Source organism: Curtobacterium sp. NPDC086286 (assembly GCF_044746255.1).
GTDB lineage: Bacteria > Actinomycetota > Actinomycetes > Actinomycetales > Microbacteriaceae > Curtobacterium.
Genome location: NZ_JBIVBW010000007.1, coordinates 264802 through 283135, shown reverse-complemented (window position 1 = coordinate 283135; position 18334 = coordinate 264802). Strand labels below are relative to the sequence as shown.

Genomic DNA, 18334 nt, shown 5'->3' with positions numbered 1-18334 from the left:
CCCACCAGCAAGCTGATGAGTCACGGGGTCAATAAATTGGCATTGACAATGTGCACGCTGTTGAGTTCTCAAGGACCAGACGCACTCCCCACTCGACCCCGAAAGAGGTTCCGCCAGAGAGGCTTTTGGCTTTCGTTGCCCGGGGAAGAACCGTGGTGGACAAGATCTCCGGGTCTGTGACCAGGTGACCGTCTCGGCCGTTCCGTTCTCCGCCTCAGCGGCAACGAGTGATTACTTTACGCAGAGGTGAACGGCAGCACCAACCCGGGCCACATCCCGGGCGTGTCGGCTCTGCGAAGCCCGGAAACACGCGGATCGCGCGGTGCGGGCAGTGCCGACCCGCGCCGGGAACGACGGAAGGCACGGTGCGAACCCGCACCGTGCCTCCCGAACGAACGAACCGGACCGAACCGGACCGACCTACTCGGCCGCAGCCAACTGCCCGCACGCACCGTCGATCTCCTTGCCGCGGGTGTCGCGCAGGGTCGTCGGGATGCCCGCGGCGTTGAGTCGGCGGACGAACTCGTCCTGCACGTGCACCTCGGACGAGGTCCAGACCGAGCCGGGCGTCGGGTTGAGCGGGATCGGGTTCACGTGCACCCACCCCTTGCCGCGCTTGTTCAGCTTCTCGGCGAGCAGGTCGGCACGCCACGCGTGGTCGTTCATGTCCTTGATGAGCGCGTACTCGATCGAGACACGTCGGCCCGTCTTGACGAAGTAGTTGTGGGCGGCGTCGATCGCCTCGTCCGCCTTCCACTTCGAGTTCACCGGGATGAGCTCGTCGCGGAGTTCGTCGTCGGGCGCGTGCAGGGAGAGCGCGAAGGTGACGGGGATGTCCTCGTCGGCGAGCTTGTTGATCGCGGGGACGAGCCCCACGGTCGACACGGTGATGCCGCGGGCGCTCATGCCGAGGCCGTTCGGTTGCGGCGCGACCATGATCCGGACGGCGTCCATCACGCGCTTGTAGTTCGCGAGCGGCTCCCCCATGCCCATGAACACGATGTTCGTGACGCGCTCGGCGTCGACGCGGTCCTTCCCGCCCTTGCGGGGATCACCGCCGAGCTCCCCCGCGGCGATGGCGGCGTTGGCACGGACGATCTGCTCGATGATCTCGGCCGTGGACATGTTCCGGGTGAGCCCGGCCTGCCCGGTCGCGCAGAACGGGCAGTTCATCCCGCACCCCGCCTGGGACGAGACGCAGAGCGTGATGCGCCCCGGGTACCGCATGAGCACCGACTCGACCAGCGCCCCGTCGTGGAGCTTCCAGAGGAACTTGATCGTGTCGCCCTTGTCGGTCGCCAGACGACGGGTCTCGGTGAGGAGGGGCGGGAGCATGCCCGCCACGAGTTCCTCGCGCTGGGCGGCCGGCAGGTCGGTCATCTGCGCGGGGTCGGACGTGTAGTGCGTGAAGTAGTGGGTCGAGAGCTGCTTGGCGCGGAACTTCGGCAGCCCCAGCTCGACGACCTTCGCCTCACGCTCGGCGACCGTCATGTCGGCGAGGTGTACGGGCGGCTTGCCACGCTTCGGGGACGCGAACTGCAGCAGCGGCCGGCCGTCGGTCCCGGTGGCCTGCGTCCAGCCCTCGGTGCGCGGACGCACCTGCGGACGAGCAGAGCGCTGCTCTTCGAAGGGGGTGCGGGTCTCGGAGGCCATCACTCCAGTTTACGGGACGGCGACGCCCCGCGGGTGCCGGTCAGCTGCCGGCGGGGAGCACCCGGGCGAAGTGGTGCGCCGCGGAGTACATCGGCACGATGTCGACGACCGCGCCGGGGTGCGGCGCCTGGAGCACCAGTCCGTCGCCGAGGAAGATGCCGACGTGGTCCTCGTTGTCGTACACGACGAGGTCGCCGGGCTGCGCCTCGGACTCCGGGATCGTCGTCGCGGCGGCGTCCTGCGTCGGGACGTAGTGCACGAGCGGGATCCCGACGGCCGCGTACGCGACCATCGTCAAACCGGAGCAGTCGATGCCCTCGTGGCTCGCGCCGCCCTCGACGTACGGGTCGCCCATGTACTGCAGGGCGGTGGAGACCACGGTCGCCCGGTCGCCACCGGCGGAGAGGATCTTCGAGATCGCGTCCTCCGCCTGCTGGGTGCTGACGCCGAACTTCGTCACGATCGTCGGGTAGGACACCACGGTCGTGGTCGTCGTCATGCCGTCCGTCGACACCACCGGGACCTCGACGTCCCGGGCGACGGTGTAGGTCTGCGTGTGCTGCGAGGTGGTCGTCCCGTGGTGCGCGTCGGTCGACGGGGTCGCGGCGTTCGCCGGGACCGCGAGCGTCAGGCTCGAGGTGATGGCCAGCGCGGGCGCGAGGAGCACCGCTGCGCGCTTCGCGTTGGCAGCCCGGCGGACGTGCCGCGGGTCGACCGCCCGTTCGGCTCGGAGCGCTGCGGACCGGGACAGCACGGCCGCTCCGGCGACGGCCGTCGAGGCGACCGGGCGCGTGTTCGACAGGGACACGCTGCGCGCCGGCTTCGCGTGCTCCACGAAGGTCGAGCGGGCCACGGCGGGGCCGAACGCGGAACGACGTCCGCGGGGACGGCGCAGTTCGACGGCTTCGGTGGTGGCCGCGCCGTCGGGGGCTGCGGGCAGTGCGTGGCGTCCCATGGTTCCTTCCGGGTCGGACGAGCCGGCCCGAGCAGATGACGAGGCGACTCGGGAAGATAACGTATTGGTCACGAACCTGGGCCCCGCTGGGCACTCGCCGCGGGTTCCTGCAGTTCGTCACAGGCTCGGGCGTTCCTCGCAGCCCGTTCAGAACCGGCCCGCACCGCTCCGGACGCGGCTCAGGCGGGGGTGGGCCGCATGACGGCGGCGATCCGCGCCTCCCGAGCCCGTGCCAGGTCGTCGAGGCGGGCCGCCAGGGCGCGCACCGACTCGTCGACCGGCGCGTCCCCCGAGATGTCCCCCGGGAGCGGCGCCCCGGCGGTGACCGCGAGCGGGAGGATGCCCGCCCAGACCGCGTGGTCCTCGGCGTCGTCGACCGCCTCGCCGACGCCGGCGGCGCGGATCTTCACGCTCGCGCGCTCGAGGGGCACCTGGAGGACCTGGGTGGCACGGACCTCCTTGGCGGTCATCTCGCGGACCTCGTCGCGGCGTCCGGGCATGAGGTGGTCGGCGACCTGCCAGAGCGCCTCGGTCCGCAGGTCGTCCGGCACCACGGTGGCGTTGCCGACGACCACGGCGCTGCGGTAGTTCGCGGAGCTGTCGAAGGTCGAGCGTGCGAACACCAGGCCGTCGACGTGGGTCACCGTGGCGCTGACGGGGACTCCCGCGGCGCCGGCGTCGAGGAAGAGACCGCCGCCGGTCGAGCCGTGCAGGAGCAGGACGGGGCCGGCGCCGAGGTCGCCGACGCCGCAGAGGAACGGCAGGACGAGCGGGTGTCCGTCGCGGACGAAGCCGACGTGCGCGACGATCGCCTCGGCGAGGATCGCGTCGAGGTCGGCGGGGTCGTGGGACTGGCGGTCGCGGAGGCGGCGGACGGCCAGCGACGGGACGGCGGGGTCGGCGGGGTCGGACGGGAGGCTCGTGGTGCGCATGCGGGCAACGCTAGGGTCAGGACCGGTCCGGTTCGTGGACCAGATCGGGAGTGCTCAGGTGGACCAGTTCGGGAAGACCGCCGGGGTCGTCGCGCGTGTCCGGGCGATGGTGCAGGACGGGACGCTGGTGGCCGGGGACGCAGTGCCGTCGACCCGCGTCCTCGCGGCCGAGCTGGGGGTGGCGCGGGGGACGGTGGTCGCGGCGTACGAGCAGCTCGACGGCGAGGGGTGGATCCGGACGCGGCAGGGTGCGGTGGCGCGGGTGGCGCCGGGGGTCGGTGCGGGCCACTGGCCCACCGAGCACGCTGCGCGTGACGCGACGGGGCGCACGGACGGGCACGCCGACGGCTCGGCGGGTACCGGCGCGGACCTCCTCGACGCCCGCCCCGGGATCCCGGCGGTCACGGCGATCGCCGCCCGCGACTGGCGGGCCGCCTGGCGCGCCGCTGCGGACGCCCCGCTCCGCAACGCACTGTCCGACCCGGCCGGCCTCCCGGAGCTCCGCGCGCAGATCGCTTCCCAGCTCGGCCTCGCTCGCGGGTTCGCCCCGGAGATCGGCCGGGTCGTGGTCACCGCCGGCACGGCCGAGGCGCTCTCGCTCGTCACCGAGGGACTCCGGAACCGCCTGGGTCGGGCGCCGGTCGTCGCCGTCGAGGATCCCGGCTACCGCTCCGGACGTCGGGCGATGACGAGCGCCGGGGCCACCCTCGTGGGTGTCCCGGTGGACGGCGACGGGATCGACGTGGACGTCCTCGGCCGCATCGGCCCGGTGGACGCGGTCGTCGTCACGCCGACGCACCAGTACCCGCTCGGCTCGGTGATGCCGGTGGCACGACGGCTCCGCCTGCTCGACTGGGCGACGCGCACCGGGGCGGTCGTGGTCGAGGACGACTACGACTCGGAGTTCCGGCACCGCGGCTCCCCCGTCCCGGCGCTGGCGGCACTCGACGCGACGGGCGTCGTGGTGCACGTCGGCGGGTTCTCGAAGACCCTCGATCCACGGCTGCGCTGCAGCTACGTGGTCCTGCCACCGGGGCCGGTGCGCGAGGCCGTGGCCGCCTCGCGGCTCGCTCGCGGACCCGTGGTGGCGGAGCCCGTGCAGGTCGCGCTCGCGCACCTCCTCCGCACGGGCGCCCTCCGCCGTCACCTCGGCCGCGTGCGCCGGGACTACACGCACCGGCGCGAGCGGGTCGCGACGCGCGTCGCAGCGGTCGCGGGCCTGGAGGCGCGTGCCCTGGACGGCGGGCTGCACGCGGTCCTGACGTGGTCGGGTCGGGCGGCGGGGCGCGACGTGGTCGCCCGGATGGCGCGGTCCGGTGTGCTGGTGAGCGCGCTCGAGGAGTACGAGGTGTCGCCGGGGAGCGCACCGGCGGGGATCGTCCTGGGCTACGGCGCGCTGACGCTGCCGCAGCTCGATCGCGCACTCGACGTCCTGCTCGAGGTCCTGCGGGTCAGGGGCGACTGAGCCGCAGGTGGGCCCGCACCCGGTCCTGCACGGCGCTGGCGTCCGGGTGGTCCCAGAGCGCGAAGTGGGTGCCGCCGGGCAGGACGAGGAGCTCCGCTCCAGGCACCTCGTCCGCCGCCCGGACGCTGTTGGACGGCGGGACGTCGACGTCCGCGTCACCGTGCAGCAGCAGTGTCGGGGCCCGGACGGCTCCGAGGTCGAGGTCGTTCACCGCGCCGAGGTTCCGGACGTCGGCCTCCCACCCGGCACGGTGCGGGCCCGCGGTGTTGCCGGTGCGGGCGAGGTCGAGCAGGAACGTGCGACGCTCCGGGTCGCGCAGGATCCCGCGGACGTGGTCGCGGAGCCGTCGACCGCGCAGGGAGCTCACGCCCGAGACCGCGAGGCGCACGACGACGACGGGCACCAGTCGCGCGGCGGCCCGGGCGAGCGCGGCGCCGAGCAGGGTGCCGCCGACCAGGCGCTCCGGTGCGGAGACCTCCGGGGGCGCCCAGGGACCGGTCAGTCCGGCCGCCACGACGAGGGAGTGGACCCGCTCGGGGTGGCGGACGGCGAACCGGTAGGCGGCAGGGGCTCCGCCCGACCACGCGAGCACCGCCACGCGGTCGATGTCCAGCGCGTCGAGGACCTCGGCGTACCGATCGGCCTCGTCGTCGAGCGAGTCGTGGCCGGGTCGGACCCGGGTGCCGAGGTACCCGGGACGTGAGAGCGTGACGACACGGAAGTCGGCGGACGGCAGGAACCGCGCCATGATCTCGGCGACGTCGATCCCGCCGGGGGTGCCGTGCACGACGAGGACGGGAGCGCCCGCGCCGCGGACGGCGAACTCGGTGTCGTCGGTGACGACGGGACGCGTCTCTGGTGGCATCACCCGACGATATCCGCGGCGGCGATGAGTCGTCTCCGACCGCGGAGGGTGTCCCCCGGGTACTCGCCGTACATCGAGAAGTACGACCCCGAGAAGCGTCCCATGTGCCGGAAGCCGCAGGAGTGCGCGACGGTGGCCACGGAGGTCTCGCGGGGGTCCGCGAGCTGCAGGCCGAGCCGGGCCTTCTCGAGGCGCAGGTCGCGGAGGTACGCCATCGGGGTGCTGCCCTCGCGCCGTTGGAACCCCTCCTGCAGGGTCCGGACGCTGACCTCGGCCGCGGCGGCGATGTCGGTGGCGGCGATGGTCCGGTCGAAGTGCGCGTACATGAACGCCTTCGCACGTTCGACCGTCCCGGCGGGTGCAGCGGTCCCCCGGCGGTCGGCATCGGAGCGGAAGGCGCCGAGCACCGCCTCGGCGAGCCGCAGGTCGAGCGCGGCCCGGTCGGCGTCGACCACGGCGACGTCGAGCAGCGGACGGGCGACCTCGCGCAGCACGGCCTGCAGCGGCGCGAGGCGTTCGGCGGACACGGTCACGGGGAAGGCGAGAGGTACGGGGGCGGCGTCGGTGCCCACGACCGCGACGGCCTCGAGGAAGTCCGCGTCGAAGTGCACAAGGTGCTTCGTCCCCGCCGGTGCCGAGACGTGGAAGGGGCGTCCGGCCGGGTACATCACGGGCACGCCGGCGCGGAGGAGCACGTCGTCGTCCACCACGATGCCGCCCTCGACCGACCACGCCAGCAGGTACTGCCGTTCGGGTGCGAGGAAGCCGGACCGGGCGGCGGACACCGACGACGTGCGGAGGCTCAGGCGGCCGTCCCCGGTGGCGCGGTACCGGAAGCCGAACGGCGACGAGGAGGGGGCGAAGGCCATGTCGTGGCCGTCGTACACGCCGCGGTAGAACTCGAGTGCTTCATCGGGGTCGGTGCCGCTCTGGAGGACCTCCCGGACGGAGGTCCGACGGACCTCCGCGGTCGAGGACTCCGCCGGCGGCCGGTCCGCCGCGGGGATCACCGTCGCTCCGGACCACCAGGCGATCGTTCCCCGACGAGGTCGGCGAGCGACGGCTCGGACTCGACGGGGACCGCCCAACCGCGGCGTGTGGCCCGTCGGAGGTGTCGGTACGTGGTCACCCGCACCGGCTGGACGTCGGCGTTCGACTCGTAGCTGCTCAGTTCCTGGCTGCTCATGGCGTGCTCCCTGCTCGCGAGCCCGGCTCCGCCTCGGCCTCGTGGATGCCGACGTCCAGAACGGCCTCAGGGTCAAGGAGGTGCCATCGGAGCGTCGGGAGGACGCGGATCGATGCCGTCTTCTCCAGCGACGGTACGCGCGTGCCGGACAGCCCACGTGGACCGGACACCCAGCCCGCGCTATCCGGACGGACCACGGCGGCACGGACTGGATTGTTCGCATACAATGCAAACATGTTGATCACCGTCGACCCCGGCGCGCGGGCATCGCTCGCGGACCAGGTGGCCGCCCAGATCCGGCACGCGATCGCCCGAGGCGAGTTCCGGAACGGCGAGCGGCTGCCGTCCGCGCGAGAACTCGCGGCCGCCGTCGACGTCAACATGCACACGGTGCTGCGGGCCTACGCCCAGCTGCAGGACGACGGGCTCATCGAGCTGCGCCGGGGCCGCGGTGCCACGGTGCTGCGGTCGGGCAACGCGTCGTTCGACCGGCTGCGGTCGCTGGTGGTGGAGCTCCGTGAGCAGGCGGAGACCCTCGGGGTCCCGCTCGACGACCTGTACGCGATGATCAAGGGGGCACGATGACGACTCGGACGATGGGGACCGGCGCACGACTGGCCGTGGTGGGACCGAGCGCGGCGGTGGCCGTCGCGCTGGTCGTCACGGCGCTCATGCTCGGACCCGCGCTGCCGGCACGGGTGGCGACGCACTTCGGCGCGGACGGTGTCGCCGACGCCTGGGGGTCGCCGTGGCCGTTCTTCTGGGGGTCCCTCGTGGTGGCCCTCGTCGCCGCCGGACTCGCGGTGGTGGCGCTCGGACGCAGCGACCGACGGACGTGGGCGATCCTGCTGCTGGTGGCGAACCTCCTGAGCGGGTCCGTCGCGACCGCGTGGATCGCCGAGGCGATCGTGAACGGCGTCGACGACCCGACGTTCCCGGTGTGGTGGGCCGTCCTCACGCTCGCGGTCGGTGTCGCCGTGGCGGTGCCGCCGACGATCGCGCTCGTCCGGACGGCAGCGCCGGTCCCCGCGCACGACGTCCCTCCGTTGGACGTCCCGACGGACGCCCGGGTCGCCTGGCGTGCACGGGTCGGCAGCGCCTGGTTCGCGGGGCTCGGCGTGGTCCTCGTCGTCGGCGGCGTCGTCGCGGCCTGGGCCACCGCGTCGGCGTCCGCGTCCGCCGACATCGGCGCGGCCGCGGTGTCGGGCGGGCTGCTCGTCCTCGCCGGGATCGCGGTGGTGGTGCTCGCGCGGGTCGAGTGCACGGTCGATCGACGCGGCCTCCGGCTGACCTCGACGTGGACGCGGATCCCCCTCGTGCGGGTCCCGCTCGACCGCATCGAGTCGTGCGGGTGGGAGCAGGTGTCGCCCGGGCAGTGGGGTGGGTGGGGCTACCGGATCTCCGGCCGGGGTGTGGCGTACGTGGTCCGTTCGGGGCCGGGCCTCGTCGTCCGGCTCCGGGGCGGCGGAGCGCGGGTGGTCACGGTCGCCGATGCCGAGCGCGGTGCGGCGGCGCTCGGCGCGCTGCTCGCGGCACGCGGGCACGCCTGACCCCCCGGGCGCGTGCGCTCTTCGTGAGCAGGAATGGTCGGGTCGGTCGAGTGGACCCGACCATTTCTGCTCACCATCGAGCGGACGGGGGCGCGGGCGCCCGGGCGCGCGGCGCGGCGCGGGCGCGGCGCGGCGCGGCGCGGCGCTACAGGCTCGTCATGCCGCCGTCGACGCGGAAGAGCGCGCCGGTGGCGTACGACGACTCGTCGCTCGCGAGGTACACCATGATGCCGGTGACGTCGTCCGGGGTCCCCGCCCGGCCGAGCGGCGTCCGGGACACGATCGCCGCGCGGGACTCGGGGTCGCCCGAGATCGTCTGGACGAGCGCCGTCTCGGTGTAGCCCGGCACGACGGTGTTGGCGCGGATGCCGTCACGGGCGTAGGCCATCGCGGTCGCCCGGACGAGCGCGTGGACGCCGCCCTTCGTGGACGAGTAGGCGGCGAAGTCGGCGCCCTCGCCGTTCAGGCCGGTAGGCGACCCCGTCACGATGACGGACCCGCCGGCACCGGCCGCGAGCATCGCCCGGACGGCGTGCTTCACGGTGAGGAAGGTGCCCGTCAGGTTCACCGCGAGCGTGCGGTTCCAGGTCTCGAGCGAGACGTCGGCGACCCTGGCGTCGTGGCCGAAGAGCTGCACGCCGGCGTTGGCGACGACGACGTCCGGCACGGCGCCGCGGGCGACCAGGGTGGCGAAGCCGGCCGCGACGCTCGACTCGTCCGCGATGTCCACGGTGAGCGCGATCGCCGAGTCGGCAGCGGCAGCAGCGGCAGCCGCCGCACTCGCAGATGCAGCGGCAGCCGCGGCGTCCCGGTCCGCGTACACGACCCGCGCCCCCTCGGCCACGAACCGGTCCGCGATGGCCCGCCCGATCCCCGATCCGGCCCCGGTCACCAGGGCGGTCTTCCCGGTCAGTCGTCCGGCCATGCGTGCGCTCCGTCCTCGGGGCGGCAGTGCCCCCGTCCTCGGAGCGACGTCGCTCCTGGACACATCATTGCGCAACCGGTTGACCGACTGGTAGCAAAGGGACATGACCGACGACGGTGCGTGGGCGGACTCGACCGCCGAGGACGTGCTCGTTGTCGGACCGTGGCGTGTGACCCTCCGTGGCGCCGAGCTCGCCGACGTCCGCCACGACGGGGTGCCGGTGCTGCGCGGCATCCGGTTCGTCACCCGCGACCAGGACTGGCGCACCGCGGACGACACCGTCACCCGCCAGACGACCGACGCCGCCGCCGAAGCCGAAGCCGACGCGACCGACGAACACGGGCACGCGCGGGCCCGCGCCCGCGCCCGCATCGAGGTGACGAGTGCCTTCGACGACGCCGAGGTCCTCCACACCACCCTCGACCTCACGATCGACGACGACACCCTGCACGTCGACGCGACCGCCACCACGACGGCGCCGTTCCGCCGCAACCGCATCGGCCTGGTCGTCCTGCACCCGCCGACCCTCGCCGGCACCCCGTTCACGGTCCGCCACCCGGCAGCGCCCGCCACGGCGCACACGTTCCCGCTGTGGATCGCCCCGCACCAACCCGCGACCGACGTCGCCGGGTACGCCTGGACGGCCGGCGGCACGGACTGCACGCTCGACCTCATCGGCGACGTGTTCGAGATGGAGGACCAGCGCAACTGGACCGACGCCTCGTTCAAGACCTACTCGACGCCGCTGGCCGAGCCCTTCCCCGTCGCGCTCGACGCCGGTGCCGTCGTCCACCAGGCGCTCACACTGCGCGCGGTGCGACGACCAGGAGGCGCGCCCTCCCCCGCCCCGGACCTCGCCGCGCTCGACGGGCCGGCCCCGACCTCCGTGGTCTCCCCGTCCCCGACCCTCCAGCTGCTGGCCGCCTCCGCCCCGGCCGCTGCGCGCCCGGACGATGCGGCGCTCCCCGGCGGCGTGCCGATCCTGGTCGAGCCCGTCCTCGGCGACCCCGACGTCGCCGCGGTGCTCGCCTCCGCCCGGCGGAACGCCCGAGGCGCGCCGCTCGACGTGCGGTTCGTCACCGACGACCCGGCCCTGCTGCGCGCCGCGGTCGACGAAGTCCTGGCGTCCGGGCCGGTGGTGCGCATCGGCGCGTTCGACCCGTCGTCGCACGTGACGACGACGGCGCTGCAGCGGGCGCTCCGGGAGGCGGCGGCCGCGCACGAGGGACTCGACGTCGTGGCGGGGACGCGCGCGCACTTCACCGAGCTGAACCGCACGATCGACCTGTTCGGCGACTGGGACGGCCCGCTCACGTTCAGCGTGACGCCGCAGATGCACGACCGCAGTCGTGCCCAGGTGACCGAGTCGATCCGGATGCAGCGCTGGGTGGCGATGAGCGCCTCCAGGCTGGCCGCCGGCAGGCCGCTCCACGTCGGGCCGGTGACGCTGCGTCCGCGGTTCAACGCCGTGGCGACGTCACCGCGTCGGGCCGTGACCGTCGCGTCGGTCGAGGCCGGCTCCGGGCCGCAGTCCGTGCCGGACGCGACGGATCCGCAGCAGCACTCCGCGGCCGCCGCCGCGTGGTTCGCCGCGGCCGTGCAGGCGCTCACGGTGCCGGGTGTCGCCTCGATCACACTCGCCGAGGTGTGGGGACCGAGGGGAACGCCCCGCCGGAAGGGGGTCGGCGGGGCGTTCCGGTCTCGGGGATCGATCAACGCTTGACGGCGTCGATCTTGAGCATCTTGGCGATGACGCTGTCGAGCTCGCTGTCGTCGAAGACCTGCTTCCAGTCCTCCTTGATGAGCTTCTCGCGGCCGTAGCCCATCGCGATGTGGCAGGCGTCCGAGAACGGGTTCGAGCCGCGCAGGCCGTTGGTCAGGGCGATCCAGGTGTGGCCGTAGAGCATGGCGCGGGCGGCCTCGCGGGGCACGCCGACACCGGTGACGGTCTCCTCGAGGGCGTCGTTGAGGAAGTCGCCGATCATGCAGGCGATGGTCTCGACGAGCGTCGGCTCGAGGACGGCGAGCTGCTTCACCGTGACCCAGTGCACCTGTATGACGGGCGCGTACATGGTCGTGATGACGGCTTCGGCGACGGCCTTGGCGGCGTCACCCTCGTCGCCGAGCGACTCCGACGCGTCGAAGGCGGCGATGACCTCCTGCGGGGCGGCGATGCCACCGAAGGTGTCGTCCCACTCCTCCTTGGTGGTGCGCTCGAGGAACACCGACGGGTGGCACGGGTGCGCCACGGCGTAGTGGATGTCCTCGCGCTTGGCGAGCAGCCCGGCGTAGGCGGCGGCCGGGTCGAGGGTCAGGATGCTGGCACCCGACTTCATGACGGGGACGAGCTGCTCGGAGATGCTGCCGAGCAGGACGTCCGGCACGGCGAGGATCACGACGTCGGCGACCTTGGCGGCCTCGACGCTGTCGGTGAGCGACCGGCCGAGGGCCTCGATGCGCTCCTGCCCGGCGGGCGAGGCCTCGCTGTAGAGCGTCGTGTACTCGCTCTTGGCGAAGTTGTTCGAGACGCGGGTGCCCATCTTGCCGCCGGCACCGATCACGGCGACGGTGACGTCGGCCGTACCGGATCCGGCAGCGACGGTGTGGGGGGTGGTGACGGTGTCGGTCATGATTCCTTGCTCCTGATGTACTCGATGGTGTGTTCGGTCCACGCCGCCTCGATGCGGGTGGTGGTCTGTGCCGGGTCGCCCGTGCTGCCGAGGGCCTCGTCCTGCCAGGGCAGCCAGAACTCGACCACGCGGTTGATGCCCCGTGCGTCGGGGTCGATCGCGGCGCGGACGGCGTCGTAGTCGAGGAGACCGGTGCCGGTACGGACGCCGGTGTACTGGAACCCGACCCAGCCCGGTGAGCGGGTGAACCCGGAGTCCTTGACGTGCCAGTTGCGGGTGTACGGGGCGGCCGCGGCGACCACGTCGGCGGGGTGCTCCAGCCGCGCGACGGTGTTCGCCGGGTCGAGGCAGATCCCGAGGTGGTCGGAGCCGACGGCCCGGACGACGGCGACGAGGTCCTCGGTGGCGACGACCTCGTAGGTCTCGAGCGCGAGCGTCACCCCGGCGGCCTCGTACGCGGGGAGCGCCTGGCGCAGTCGGCGTTCGGTCTCGAGGGCGTCGGGCTGGTCGTCGCCGCTCGTCCACATGCTCCGCACGAGGGTCGCACCGAGCGCCTGCGCGACGTGCAGGTACCGCGCGAGGTGCTCCGGGTGGGTCCCACGGGTGCCGACCTCGAGCGCGAGGCCGAGCTCGTCGGCCAGTGCCCGGATCGCGGCCAGTCGGTCGTCCGAGGCGGTGTCGAGCGGCAGGTGGTCGCAGATCTGGAAGAGGTCGACACCGTCGTGCGCCGCCGCGTCCCGCATCGCGTCGTCGAGCGACATCGGTTCCGGCACGCGGTCGGACATGCGCCAGAAGTAGGCGTAGGTGGAGAGGCCGAGCAGGGAGGTCATGCGGTCGCCCCCAGCTGCCCGGCTTCGTCGAGGATGGTCCGGATCGCGGCGGGGTCGTGGGCGAACCGTCCGAGGAACAGCCCGCCGATGCGCCCCCGCCCACGGGTGAGCAGGCCCGGTCCGGCGCTGCCGCCGTAGATCGCGACGGAGCCGGCGAGCTCCGGTCGGGAGGCGAGGTGCTCCTCGATCCCGGCGAGGACCGCGACGATGTGCTCGTCGGGCGCGGGCGCCGGGGCGCCGATCGCCCACACGGGTTCGTACGCCGCGACGACCGGCCCGGAGAGACCGTCCGCGGTCGCGGTCGCCAGGAACCGGTCGAGCTGCGCGGTCACGTCCGCCACGGCGGTCTCACTGGAGGCGCGAGTGGTCTCCCCGACGCAGATCAGGGGCCGCAGGCGGTTGCGGAAGGCGGCGTGCACCTTCCCGGCGATCTCCTCGTCCGTCTCGTGGAACAGGGAGCGCCGCTCCGCGTGCGCGATCTCGACGAGCGCGACGCCGATCTCGCGCAGCTCCGCACCGGACACCTCGCCGGTGAAGGCGCCGGTGTCCGCCCAAGCCAGGTCCTGCGCGCCGAGCGTCACGGGGGCGTTCCCGATCACCTCGCGCACCGGGACGAGCGCGGGGAACGTCGGGATGACGAAGAGCTCGACGGCGCCGGACCGCACCGCGGGGTGGGTCCGGGCGATGTCGGCCACGGCGGCTGCCCACTCGAGCGTCCGGGCGTGGGAGAAGTACATCTTCAGCGACACCCCGATCGTGAGCGGGGCGGCTGCCGTGGACGCGGGCATCAGGCGTCGGTCCCGACCGGGGCCGACCCGTCGGCAGTGCTCGTTTCGTACGAGCAGATTGCCTGCACCTTCTCCGCGCTCGCGGACGACGTGTCGAAGGTGTAGCCGAGCCACTCCTTCGCCATGCGCCGGGCGACCTCGACGCCGACGACGCGCTGGCCCATGCAGAGGACCTGGGCGTCGTTCGACAGGATCGAGCGCTCGACGCTGAACGAGTCGTGCGCGGTGACGGCCCGGATGCCGGGGACCTTGTTCGCGGCGATCGCGACGCCGAGACCGGTGCCGCAGATCAGGATCGCCCGGTCCGCCTCGCCGCTCGCCACCATGCGTGCTGCGTCGACGGCGACGTGCGGGTAGGCGGTGTGCCCGTCCGCGTCGACGCCCACGTCGACCACGGACTCCACCCGCGGATCGGCGAGCAGATCGGCCTTGATGATCTCCTTGTAGTCGAACCCGGCGTCGTCGGAGCCGACGACGATGCGGAACTGCTGCTCGGTCATGGGGTCTTCCTTACTTCTCGGAGAGCGTCGCGAGGACCGCGGCGGTGATGAGGGCGAACGAGATCGCACCGGCGTCGGGGGTGCCGACCGCGTCCTCGCCGTGGGTCCGGGCGCGGCCCATCCGCGGCAGCAGGTCGGCGGTGGCGTCGGCCGCGGTCGTGGCGGCGGCGGACGCGGCGGACCAGGCGGTGAGCAGGTCGTCGCCGGCCGCGGTGCGGGCGGCGAGGACCTCGTCGAACGGGACGAGCGCGTCGACCATGGTCTTGTCGCCCGGGACGGCCCCGAACGCGAGGACGGCCTCGGCGGCCGCGTGCACGGCGTCGGCGACGGTGGTGGCCGACGGGCGCGAGGTGTCCCCGAGGACGCGACCCAGTGCCTCCAGGGCCGCACCCCAGATCGCACCGGACGTGCCACCGGCCTTGTCGGACCAGGCGTCACCGGCGATCGCGAGGACCGAGCCGGCACCCGCGCCGCGTGCTGCGGCGTCCTGCGCCGCCGCGTCCGCCGCGGTGGAGCCGCGCTGCATGCCGATCCCGTGGTCGCCGTCGCCGGCCACGGCGTCGATGCGGCCGAGTTCGTCGGCGTGGGCGTCGATCGTCGCGCGCACCGCCGTGATCGCCGTCGCGATGCGGGTCGCGGCCACCCGGGACTCGTCGGTGCCGACGGTCACGGGGACGACCACGCCGGCCTCGAGGACGTCGGAGGACACGGGCTCCTGCGGGACGGCACCGCCCTTGCGGTAGGCGGGACTGTCGGCCGGGGCGGCCCAGAGTTCCTCGAGCTCGTCGTCGAGCCAGAAGAGGGTGAGCGAGACGCCGGCCATGTCGAAGCTCGTGACGAGTTCGCCGACCTCGGGCTCGACGACGACTGCGCCGGCCGCGGTCAGTCGGCGCTGCACGGCGTCGAAGACGACGAAGAGTTCCTCGTACTTGACGGAACCGAGGCCGTTGAGGATCGGGACGACGCGTGCCCCGTCGACTGCGACACCGGACGGCAGCTCGGTGAGCAGCTTGTCGACGAGCAGGTCCGCCAGTCCGGACGCGGTGGGGACGTCGGCTTCGTCGATGCCGCGTTCGCCGTGGATGCCCATGCCGATCGCCATGCGGCCCTCGGGGACGGTGAACAGGGGTTCGTCCGCGCCGGGGAGCGAGCAGCCGGAGAACGCGACGCCGAAGCTGCGGGTGCGGTCGTTCGCCCGCTCGGCGATCGTCGTGACGGTGTCGAGGTCGTCGCCACGCTCGGCGGCCGCTCCGGCGACCTTGAACACGCAGAGGTCCCCCGCGATCCCGCGGCGCTTGTGGGCCTCGGCACTCGGGGCACTCGCGACGTCGTCGGTCACGCGGACCGTGCGGACGTCGATGCCGGCCGCGGTGAGTGCCCGGGCAGCTGCGTCGAAGTTGAGGACGTCGCCGGCGTAGTTGCCGTAGCTCAGGAGCACCCCGCCGCCGTGCTCGGATGCATTCGCCACCGCCGTGACCTGCTGCGCGCTCGGGCTGGCGAACAGGTTCCCCATCGCCGCACCGGCGGCCAGGCCGTGCCCGACGAGTCCGCCGAACGCCGGGTAGTGCCCGGATCCGCCGCCGACGACGAGCGCCACGGTGCCCTCGGGGCTGGTGGTCGAGCGGGCGACGCCGCCGTGGACCTTCCGCACCCGGGAGCGGTTCGCGGCGACGAAGCCGTCGACCATCTCGTCCGCGAAGTCCGCGGGGTCGTTGAACAGGCGGGTCATGCGTGGGACTCCTGGGTCGTGGTCGTCGCGGCCTGCGCGGCAGCGTCGGCGTCGCGTCGCTCGTTCCGCTTCGTGGTCCGGCCGAGGACGAACATCAGGACGCTCGACAGGACCATGAAGAACCCGACGATGAACATCGGCGCCTGGTACCCGCCGGTCCACTCGCTGACGGCGCCGGTGATGTACGGCGCGGCGAACCCGCCGAGGTTGCCGACGGTGTTGATGAGCGCGACGCCCGCGGCCGCTGCGGCACCGGTGAGGAACTGCGTCGGGACGGTCCAGAAGTTCGGCAGCGCGGCGAAGATCGAGCACGCGGTGATCGCGATGACGGCGACCGTGGCGGCCGGGCTGTTCATGTAGAGGGCCACCGGGATGCTCAGACCACCGACGAGGGCGGGGACCGCGATGTGCCACACCCGGACGCCGCGCCGGAACGCGTCACGCGACCAGAAGTAGAGGACGACGGCGGCGGGCACGTACGGGATCGCCGTGATGAGCCCCTTCTGGAACAGGTCGAACGTGGTGCCGAACTGCTCCTGGAAGCCGTCGATGATGGTCGGCAGGAAGAAGCTCAGGGCGTACAGGCCGTAGATGAAGCCGAAGTACACGGCGGCGAGCATCCAGACGCGACCGGAGCCGAACGCCGCTCGGAGGCCGCCCTTGCCGTGCGCGTTCCCCTCCTTCTGGCTGTTCTCCTTCGCGAGGGCGCCCTCGAGCCAGAGTTTCTCGTCCTCGTCGAGCCACTTCGCCTGCGACGGCTTGTCCTTCAGCACGAAGAGGCACAGGATGCCGACGATGATCGCGGGGATCGACACGCAGAGGAACATGAAGCGCCAGCCCGCGAGGCCGCCGAGCAGTCCCTCGTGGGTCATCAGCCAGCCGGCGAGCGGCGAACCGATCACGCTGGTGAGCGGCTGCGCCAGGTAGAAGAGCGCGAGCATCTTGCCGCGGTGCCGGGCGGGGACCCAGGTCGACAGGAACAGGATCGCGCCGGGGAAGAACCCGGCCTCGGCGATGCCGAGCAGGAAGCGCAGGCCGACGAGCTGCGGGTAGTTCTGCACCCACGTGAAGAGCAGCGAGACGATGCCCCACGTGATCATGATGCGGGCGAGCCAGACGCGGGCGCCGAACTTGTGCAGCGCCAGGTTGGACGGCACCTCGAGCACGAGGTAGCCGATGAAGAACACGCCCGAGGCGAACCCGAACTGTGCGGCGGTCAGGCCGAGGTCGGCCTCCATGCCGTTCGGGGCCGCGAAGGAGATCGCGGTGCGGTCGAGGAAGTTGATGAAGAACATCAGCGCCACGAAGGGCACGATGCGGATCGCGATCTTGCGGATGGCCGTCTTCTCGACGACCGAGGTGGGGATGCCTCGCGTGGCGGGGATGTCCACGATGACTCCTGCTCGGGTGGGGTGGTGCTCCGGTCGGCTGCTGCGCCGGGGACGGAGGTGACGCATCGGTGCGCACGGACCAGTGTGCGCGGTCACTGCAAACTTGTCAACCGGTTGACCATTCCGCCCCACCGCGGCTCGGCAGGGAGTCCCACCGCAACCGGTTGACCGACCGGTACGCTCACTGCATGCCCGCGTTCAGCCCGGACGACCCGCTCAACATCCGCCTCGAACTCGAGTCGGTGCCGACGGGCTCCCCCGCCTCCGAGGTCGCCCGACAGCTCGTCTCCCTGCTGACCGCCGGCGACCTGGCACCCGGCTCGCGGCTGCCCTCGGAGCGGGTGCTGGCCGAACGGCTCGGGGTCGGCCGGTCCGCCGTGCGAGAGGCCCTCGCGGCGCTCGAGATCCTCGGCATCGTGCAGATCCGCCCGGGTTCCGGCACGTACCTGCAGGGCGGGACCTCGGACCTGCTGCCGACGACCCTGTCGTGGGGGCTCATGCTCGCGTCGAACCGGACGCGGGAGCTGCTCGAGGTCCGGTCGTCGCTCGAACGCACCGCGGCGATCCTCGCCGCACAGCGTGCGACGCCGGCGCAGCTCGACGAGCTCCAGACCTACATCGACCGGCAGCACCAGGCGCTCGACGACCCGGACGCCTTCATCGACGCCGACGTCCGGTTCCACGTGCTGCTCGCCCGCTCCGCCGGGAACGACGTGCTCGCCGACCTGCTGCAGAGCCTCCGCTCGATGCTCAGCGTGTGGGTCGGCCGTCGTGTCCGGACCCGCCAGGCCACCGAGGCCGCGTACGAGGAGCACCGTGCGATCCTCGAGGCGCTCCGGGCCGGGGACGTGCTCGCGGTGCAGCGGGCGATGGACGACCACATGGCCACGGCGAGCGCCCGCATCGAGCACGCCAGCCCCGCCGACTGACGGGCG

At 73.0% G+C, this 18334-nt stretch carries 18 protein-coding genes; 5 read left to right on the top strand and 13 right to left on the bottom strand.

All coding sequences use genetic code 11. From position 1 onward, the window contains the following. Positions 1-420: 420 nt before the first annotated feature. From rlmN to ACIPKM_RS14685, 3 genes are all read right to left on the bottom strand, one after another. Positions 421-1653: a 23S rRNA (adenine(2503)-C(2))-methyltransferase RlmN gene (gene rlmN, locus ACIPKM_RS14695; RefSeq protein WP_070416448.1), complete on the bottom strand. Its 1233-nt coding sequence runs from the start codon at positions 1651-1653 to the stop codon at positions 421-423. A 40-nt stretch (positions 1654-1693) separates the two neighbouring features. Further along, positions 1694-2608, bottom strand: a complete 915-nt coding sequence (locus ACIPKM_RS14690) for a C40 family peptidase (RefSeq protein ID WP_402737013.1) — start codon at positions 2606-2608, stop codon at positions 1694-1696. Between the two features lie 179 nt (positions 2609-2787). Beyond that, positions 2788-3540, bottom strand: coding sequence for a pyridoxamine 5'-phosphate oxidase family protein (locus ACIPKM_RS14685; protein ID WP_402737012.1), 753 nt, complete (start codon positions 3538-3540; stop codon positions 2788-2790). A gap of 58 nt (positions 3541-3598) precedes the next feature. Here ACIPKM_RS14685 and ACIPKM_RS14680 point away from each other — a divergent pair, with 58 nt between their 5' ends. Then, positions 3599-5005: a PLP-dependent aminotransferase family protein gene (locus ACIPKM_RS14680; protein WP_402737011.1), complete on the top strand. Its 1407-nt coding sequence runs from the start codon at positions 3599-3601 to the stop codon at positions 5003-5005. Here ACIPKM_RS14680 and ACIPKM_RS14675 read toward each other — a convergent pair. The 3 genes from ACIPKM_RS14675 to ACIPKM_RS14665 are packed head-to-tail and all read right to left on the bottom strand — an operon-like array spanning position 4992 to position 7056. Next, positions 4992-5870, bottom strand: coding sequence for an alpha/beta fold hydrolase (locus ACIPKM_RS14675; RefSeq protein ID WP_402737010.1), 879 nt, complete (start codon positions 5868-5870; stop codon positions 4992-4994). The genes ACIPKM_RS14680 and ACIPKM_RS14675 overlap by 14 nt on opposite strands. Further along, positions 5870-6880, bottom strand: a complete 1011-nt coding sequence (locus ACIPKM_RS14670) for a helix-turn-helix domain-containing protein (RefSeq protein WP_071303625.1) — start codon at positions 6878-6880, stop codon at positions 5870-5872. The genes ACIPKM_RS14675 and ACIPKM_RS14670 overlap by 1 nt, the downstream gene beginning before the upstream one ends. Then, positions 6877-7056 (bottom strand): hypothetical protein, encoded by a 180-nt coding sequence (locus ACIPKM_RS14665; RefSeq protein WP_070416453.1) that lies wholly within the window; start codon positions 7054-7056, stop codon positions 6877-6879. The genes ACIPKM_RS14670 and ACIPKM_RS14665 overlap by 4 nt, the downstream gene beginning before the upstream one ends. Positions 7057-7290: 234 nt before the next feature. On the opposite strand from ACIPKM_RS14665, the gene ACIPKM_RS14660 reads away from it, so the two are divergent. Together ACIPKM_RS14660 and ACIPKM_RS14655 are read left to right on the top strand one after the other, a co-directional pair. Beyond that, on the top strand, positions 7291-7641 hold the full coding sequence (locus ACIPKM_RS14660) for a GntR family transcriptional regulator (RefSeq protein ID WP_070416454.1): 351 nt from the start codon (positions 7291-7293) through the stop codon (positions 7639-7641). Then, complete coding sequence (locus ACIPKM_RS14655) at positions 7638-8606, top strand: DUF1648 domain-containing protein (protein ID WP_402737009.1); 969 nt, start codon at positions 7638-7640, stop codon at positions 8604-8606. Before ACIPKM_RS14660 ends, ACIPKM_RS14655 begins: the two co-directional genes overlap by 4 nt. A 145-nt stretch (positions 8607-8751) precedes the next feature. Here ACIPKM_RS14655 and ACIPKM_RS14650 read toward each other — a convergent pair whose 3' ends face one another. Continuing rightward, the gene (locus ACIPKM_RS14650) at positions 8752-9531 is read right to left on the bottom strand and encodes an SDR family NAD(P)-dependent oxidoreductase (RefSeq protein WP_402737008.1); all 780 of its coding nucleotides are present in this window, start codon (positions 9529-9531) and stop codon (positions 8752-8754) included. 103 nt (positions 9532-9634) lie between these two features. Here ACIPKM_RS14650 and ACIPKM_RS14645 point away from each other — a divergent pair, with 103 nt between their 5' ends. Beyond that, positions 9635-11254: a hypothetical protein gene (locus tag ACIPKM_RS14645; protein WP_402737007.1), complete on the top strand. Its 1620-nt coding sequence runs from the start codon at positions 9635-9637 to the stop codon at positions 11252-11254. Here the strand turns inward: ACIPKM_RS14645 and ACIPKM_RS14640 are convergent. Genes ACIPKM_RS14640 through ACIPKM_RS14615 form a run of 6 tightly spaced genes read right to left on the bottom strand, consistent with a single transcriptional unit; the run spans position 11244 to position 17399 of the window. Further along, the gene (locus ACIPKM_RS14640) at positions 11244-12161 is read right to left on the bottom strand and encodes a phosphogluconate dehydrogenase C-terminal domain-containing protein (protein WP_092383824.1); all 918 of its coding nucleotides are present in this window, start codon (positions 12159-12161) and stop codon (positions 11244-11246) included. The genes ACIPKM_RS14645 and ACIPKM_RS14640 overlap by 11 nt on opposite strands. After that, a complete protein-coding gene (locus ACIPKM_RS14635) occupies positions 12158-12991 on the bottom strand; it encodes a sugar phosphate isomerase/epimerase family protein (protein ID WP_071303630.1) in 834 nt (277 codons plus the stop codon). The genes ACIPKM_RS14640 and ACIPKM_RS14635 overlap by 4 nt, the downstream gene beginning before the upstream one ends. After that, entirely contained in the window at positions 12988-13779 is a 792-nt protein-coding gene (locus ACIPKM_RS14630) for a triose-phosphate isomerase family protein (protein ID WP_071303631.1), read from the bottom strand. The genes ACIPKM_RS14635 and ACIPKM_RS14630 overlap by 4 nt, the downstream gene beginning before the upstream one ends. Continuing rightward, on the bottom strand, positions 13779-14279 hold the full coding sequence (locus ACIPKM_RS14625; RefSeq protein ID WP_071303632.1) for a ribose-5-phosphate isomerase: 501 nt from the start codon (positions 14277-14279) through the stop codon (positions 13779-13781). The genes ACIPKM_RS14630 and ACIPKM_RS14625 overlap by 1 nt, the downstream gene beginning before the upstream one ends. 10 nt (positions 14280-14289) lie before the next feature. Then, positions 14290-16008 (bottom strand): dihydroxyacetone kinase family protein, encoded by a 1719-nt coding sequence (locus ACIPKM_RS14620; RefSeq protein ID WP_071303633.1) that lies wholly within the window; start codon positions 16006-16008, stop codon positions 14290-14292. Further along, entirely contained in the window at positions 16005-17399 is a 1395-nt protein-coding gene (locus tag ACIPKM_RS14615) for an MFS transporter (protein WP_071303634.1), read from the bottom strand. The genes ACIPKM_RS14620 and ACIPKM_RS14615 overlap by 4 nt, the downstream gene beginning before the upstream one ends. 188 nt (positions 17400-17587) lie before the next feature. Between ACIPKM_RS14615 and ACIPKM_RS14610 the strand changes: the two genes are divergently transcribed. Further along, positions 17588-18328, top strand: a complete 741-nt coding sequence (locus tag ACIPKM_RS14610; protein ID WP_402737006.1) for a FadR/GntR family transcriptional regulator — start codon at positions 17588-17590, stop codon at positions 18326-18328. Positions 18329-18334 lie beyond the last annotated feature (6 nt).

Excerpts from the sequence above, each read along its gene's own strand:
- rlmN (WP_070416448.1), bottom strand. The coding sequence starts at position 1,653 with ATGGCCTCCGAGACCCGCACCCCCTTCGAAGAGCAGCGCTCTGCTCGT.
- ACIPKM_RS14690 (WP_402737013.1), bottom strand. The coding sequence starts at position 2,608 with ATGGGACGCCACGCACTGCCCGCAGCCCCCGACGGCGCGGCCACCACC.
- ACIPKM_RS14685 (WP_402737012.1), bottom strand. The coding sequence starts at position 3,540 with ATGCGCACCACGAGCCTCCCGTCCGACCCCGCCGACCCCGCCGTCCCG.
- ACIPKM_RS14675 (WP_402737010.1), bottom strand. The coding sequence starts at position 5,870 with ATGCCACCAGAGACGCGTCCCGTCGTCACCGACGACACCGAGTTCGCC.
- ACIPKM_RS14665 (WP_070416453.1), bottom strand. The coding sequence starts at position 7,056 with ATGAGCAGCCAGGAACTGAGCAGCTACGAGTCGAACGCCGACGTCCAG.
- ACIPKM_RS14660 (WP_070416454.1), top strand. The coding sequence starts at position 7,291 with ATGTTGATCACCGTCGACCCCGGCGCGCGGGCATCGCTCGCGGACCAG.
- ACIPKM_RS14655 (WP_402737009.1), top strand. The coding sequence starts at position 7,638 with ATGACGACTCGGACGATGGGGACCGGCGCACGACTGGCCGTGGTGGGA.
- ACIPKM_RS14650 (WP_402737008.1), bottom strand. The coding sequence starts at position 9,531 with ATGGCCGGACGACTGACCGGGAAGACCGCCCTGGTGACCGGGGCCGGA.
- ACIPKM_RS14645 (WP_402737007.1), top strand. The coding sequence starts at position 9,635 with ATGACCGACGACGGTGCGTGGGCGGACTCGACCGCCGAGGACGTGCTC.
- ACIPKM_RS14640 (WP_092383824.1), bottom strand. The coding sequence starts at position 12,161 with ATGACCGACACCGTCACCACCCCCCACACCGTCGCTGCCGGATCCGGT.
- ACIPKM_RS14635 (WP_071303630.1), bottom strand. The coding sequence starts at position 12,991 with ATGACCTCCCTGCTCGGCCTCTCCACCTACGCCTACTTCTGGCGCATG.
- ACIPKM_RS14630 (WP_071303631.1), bottom strand. The coding sequence starts at position 13,779 with ATGCCCGCGTCCACGGCAGCCGCCCCGCTCACGATCGGGGTGTCGCTG.
- ACIPKM_RS14625 (WP_071303632.1), bottom strand. The coding sequence starts at position 14,279 with ATGACCGAGCAGCAGTTCCGCATCGTCGTCGGCTCCGACGACGCCGGG.
- ACIPKM_RS14620 (WP_071303633.1), bottom strand. The coding sequence starts at position 16,008 with ATGACCCGCCTGTTCAACGACCCCGCGGACTTCGCGGACGAGATGGTC.
- ACIPKM_RS14610 (WP_402737006.1), top strand. The coding sequence starts at position 17,588 with ATGCCCGCGTTCAGCCCGGACGACCCGCTCAACATCCGCCTCGAACTC.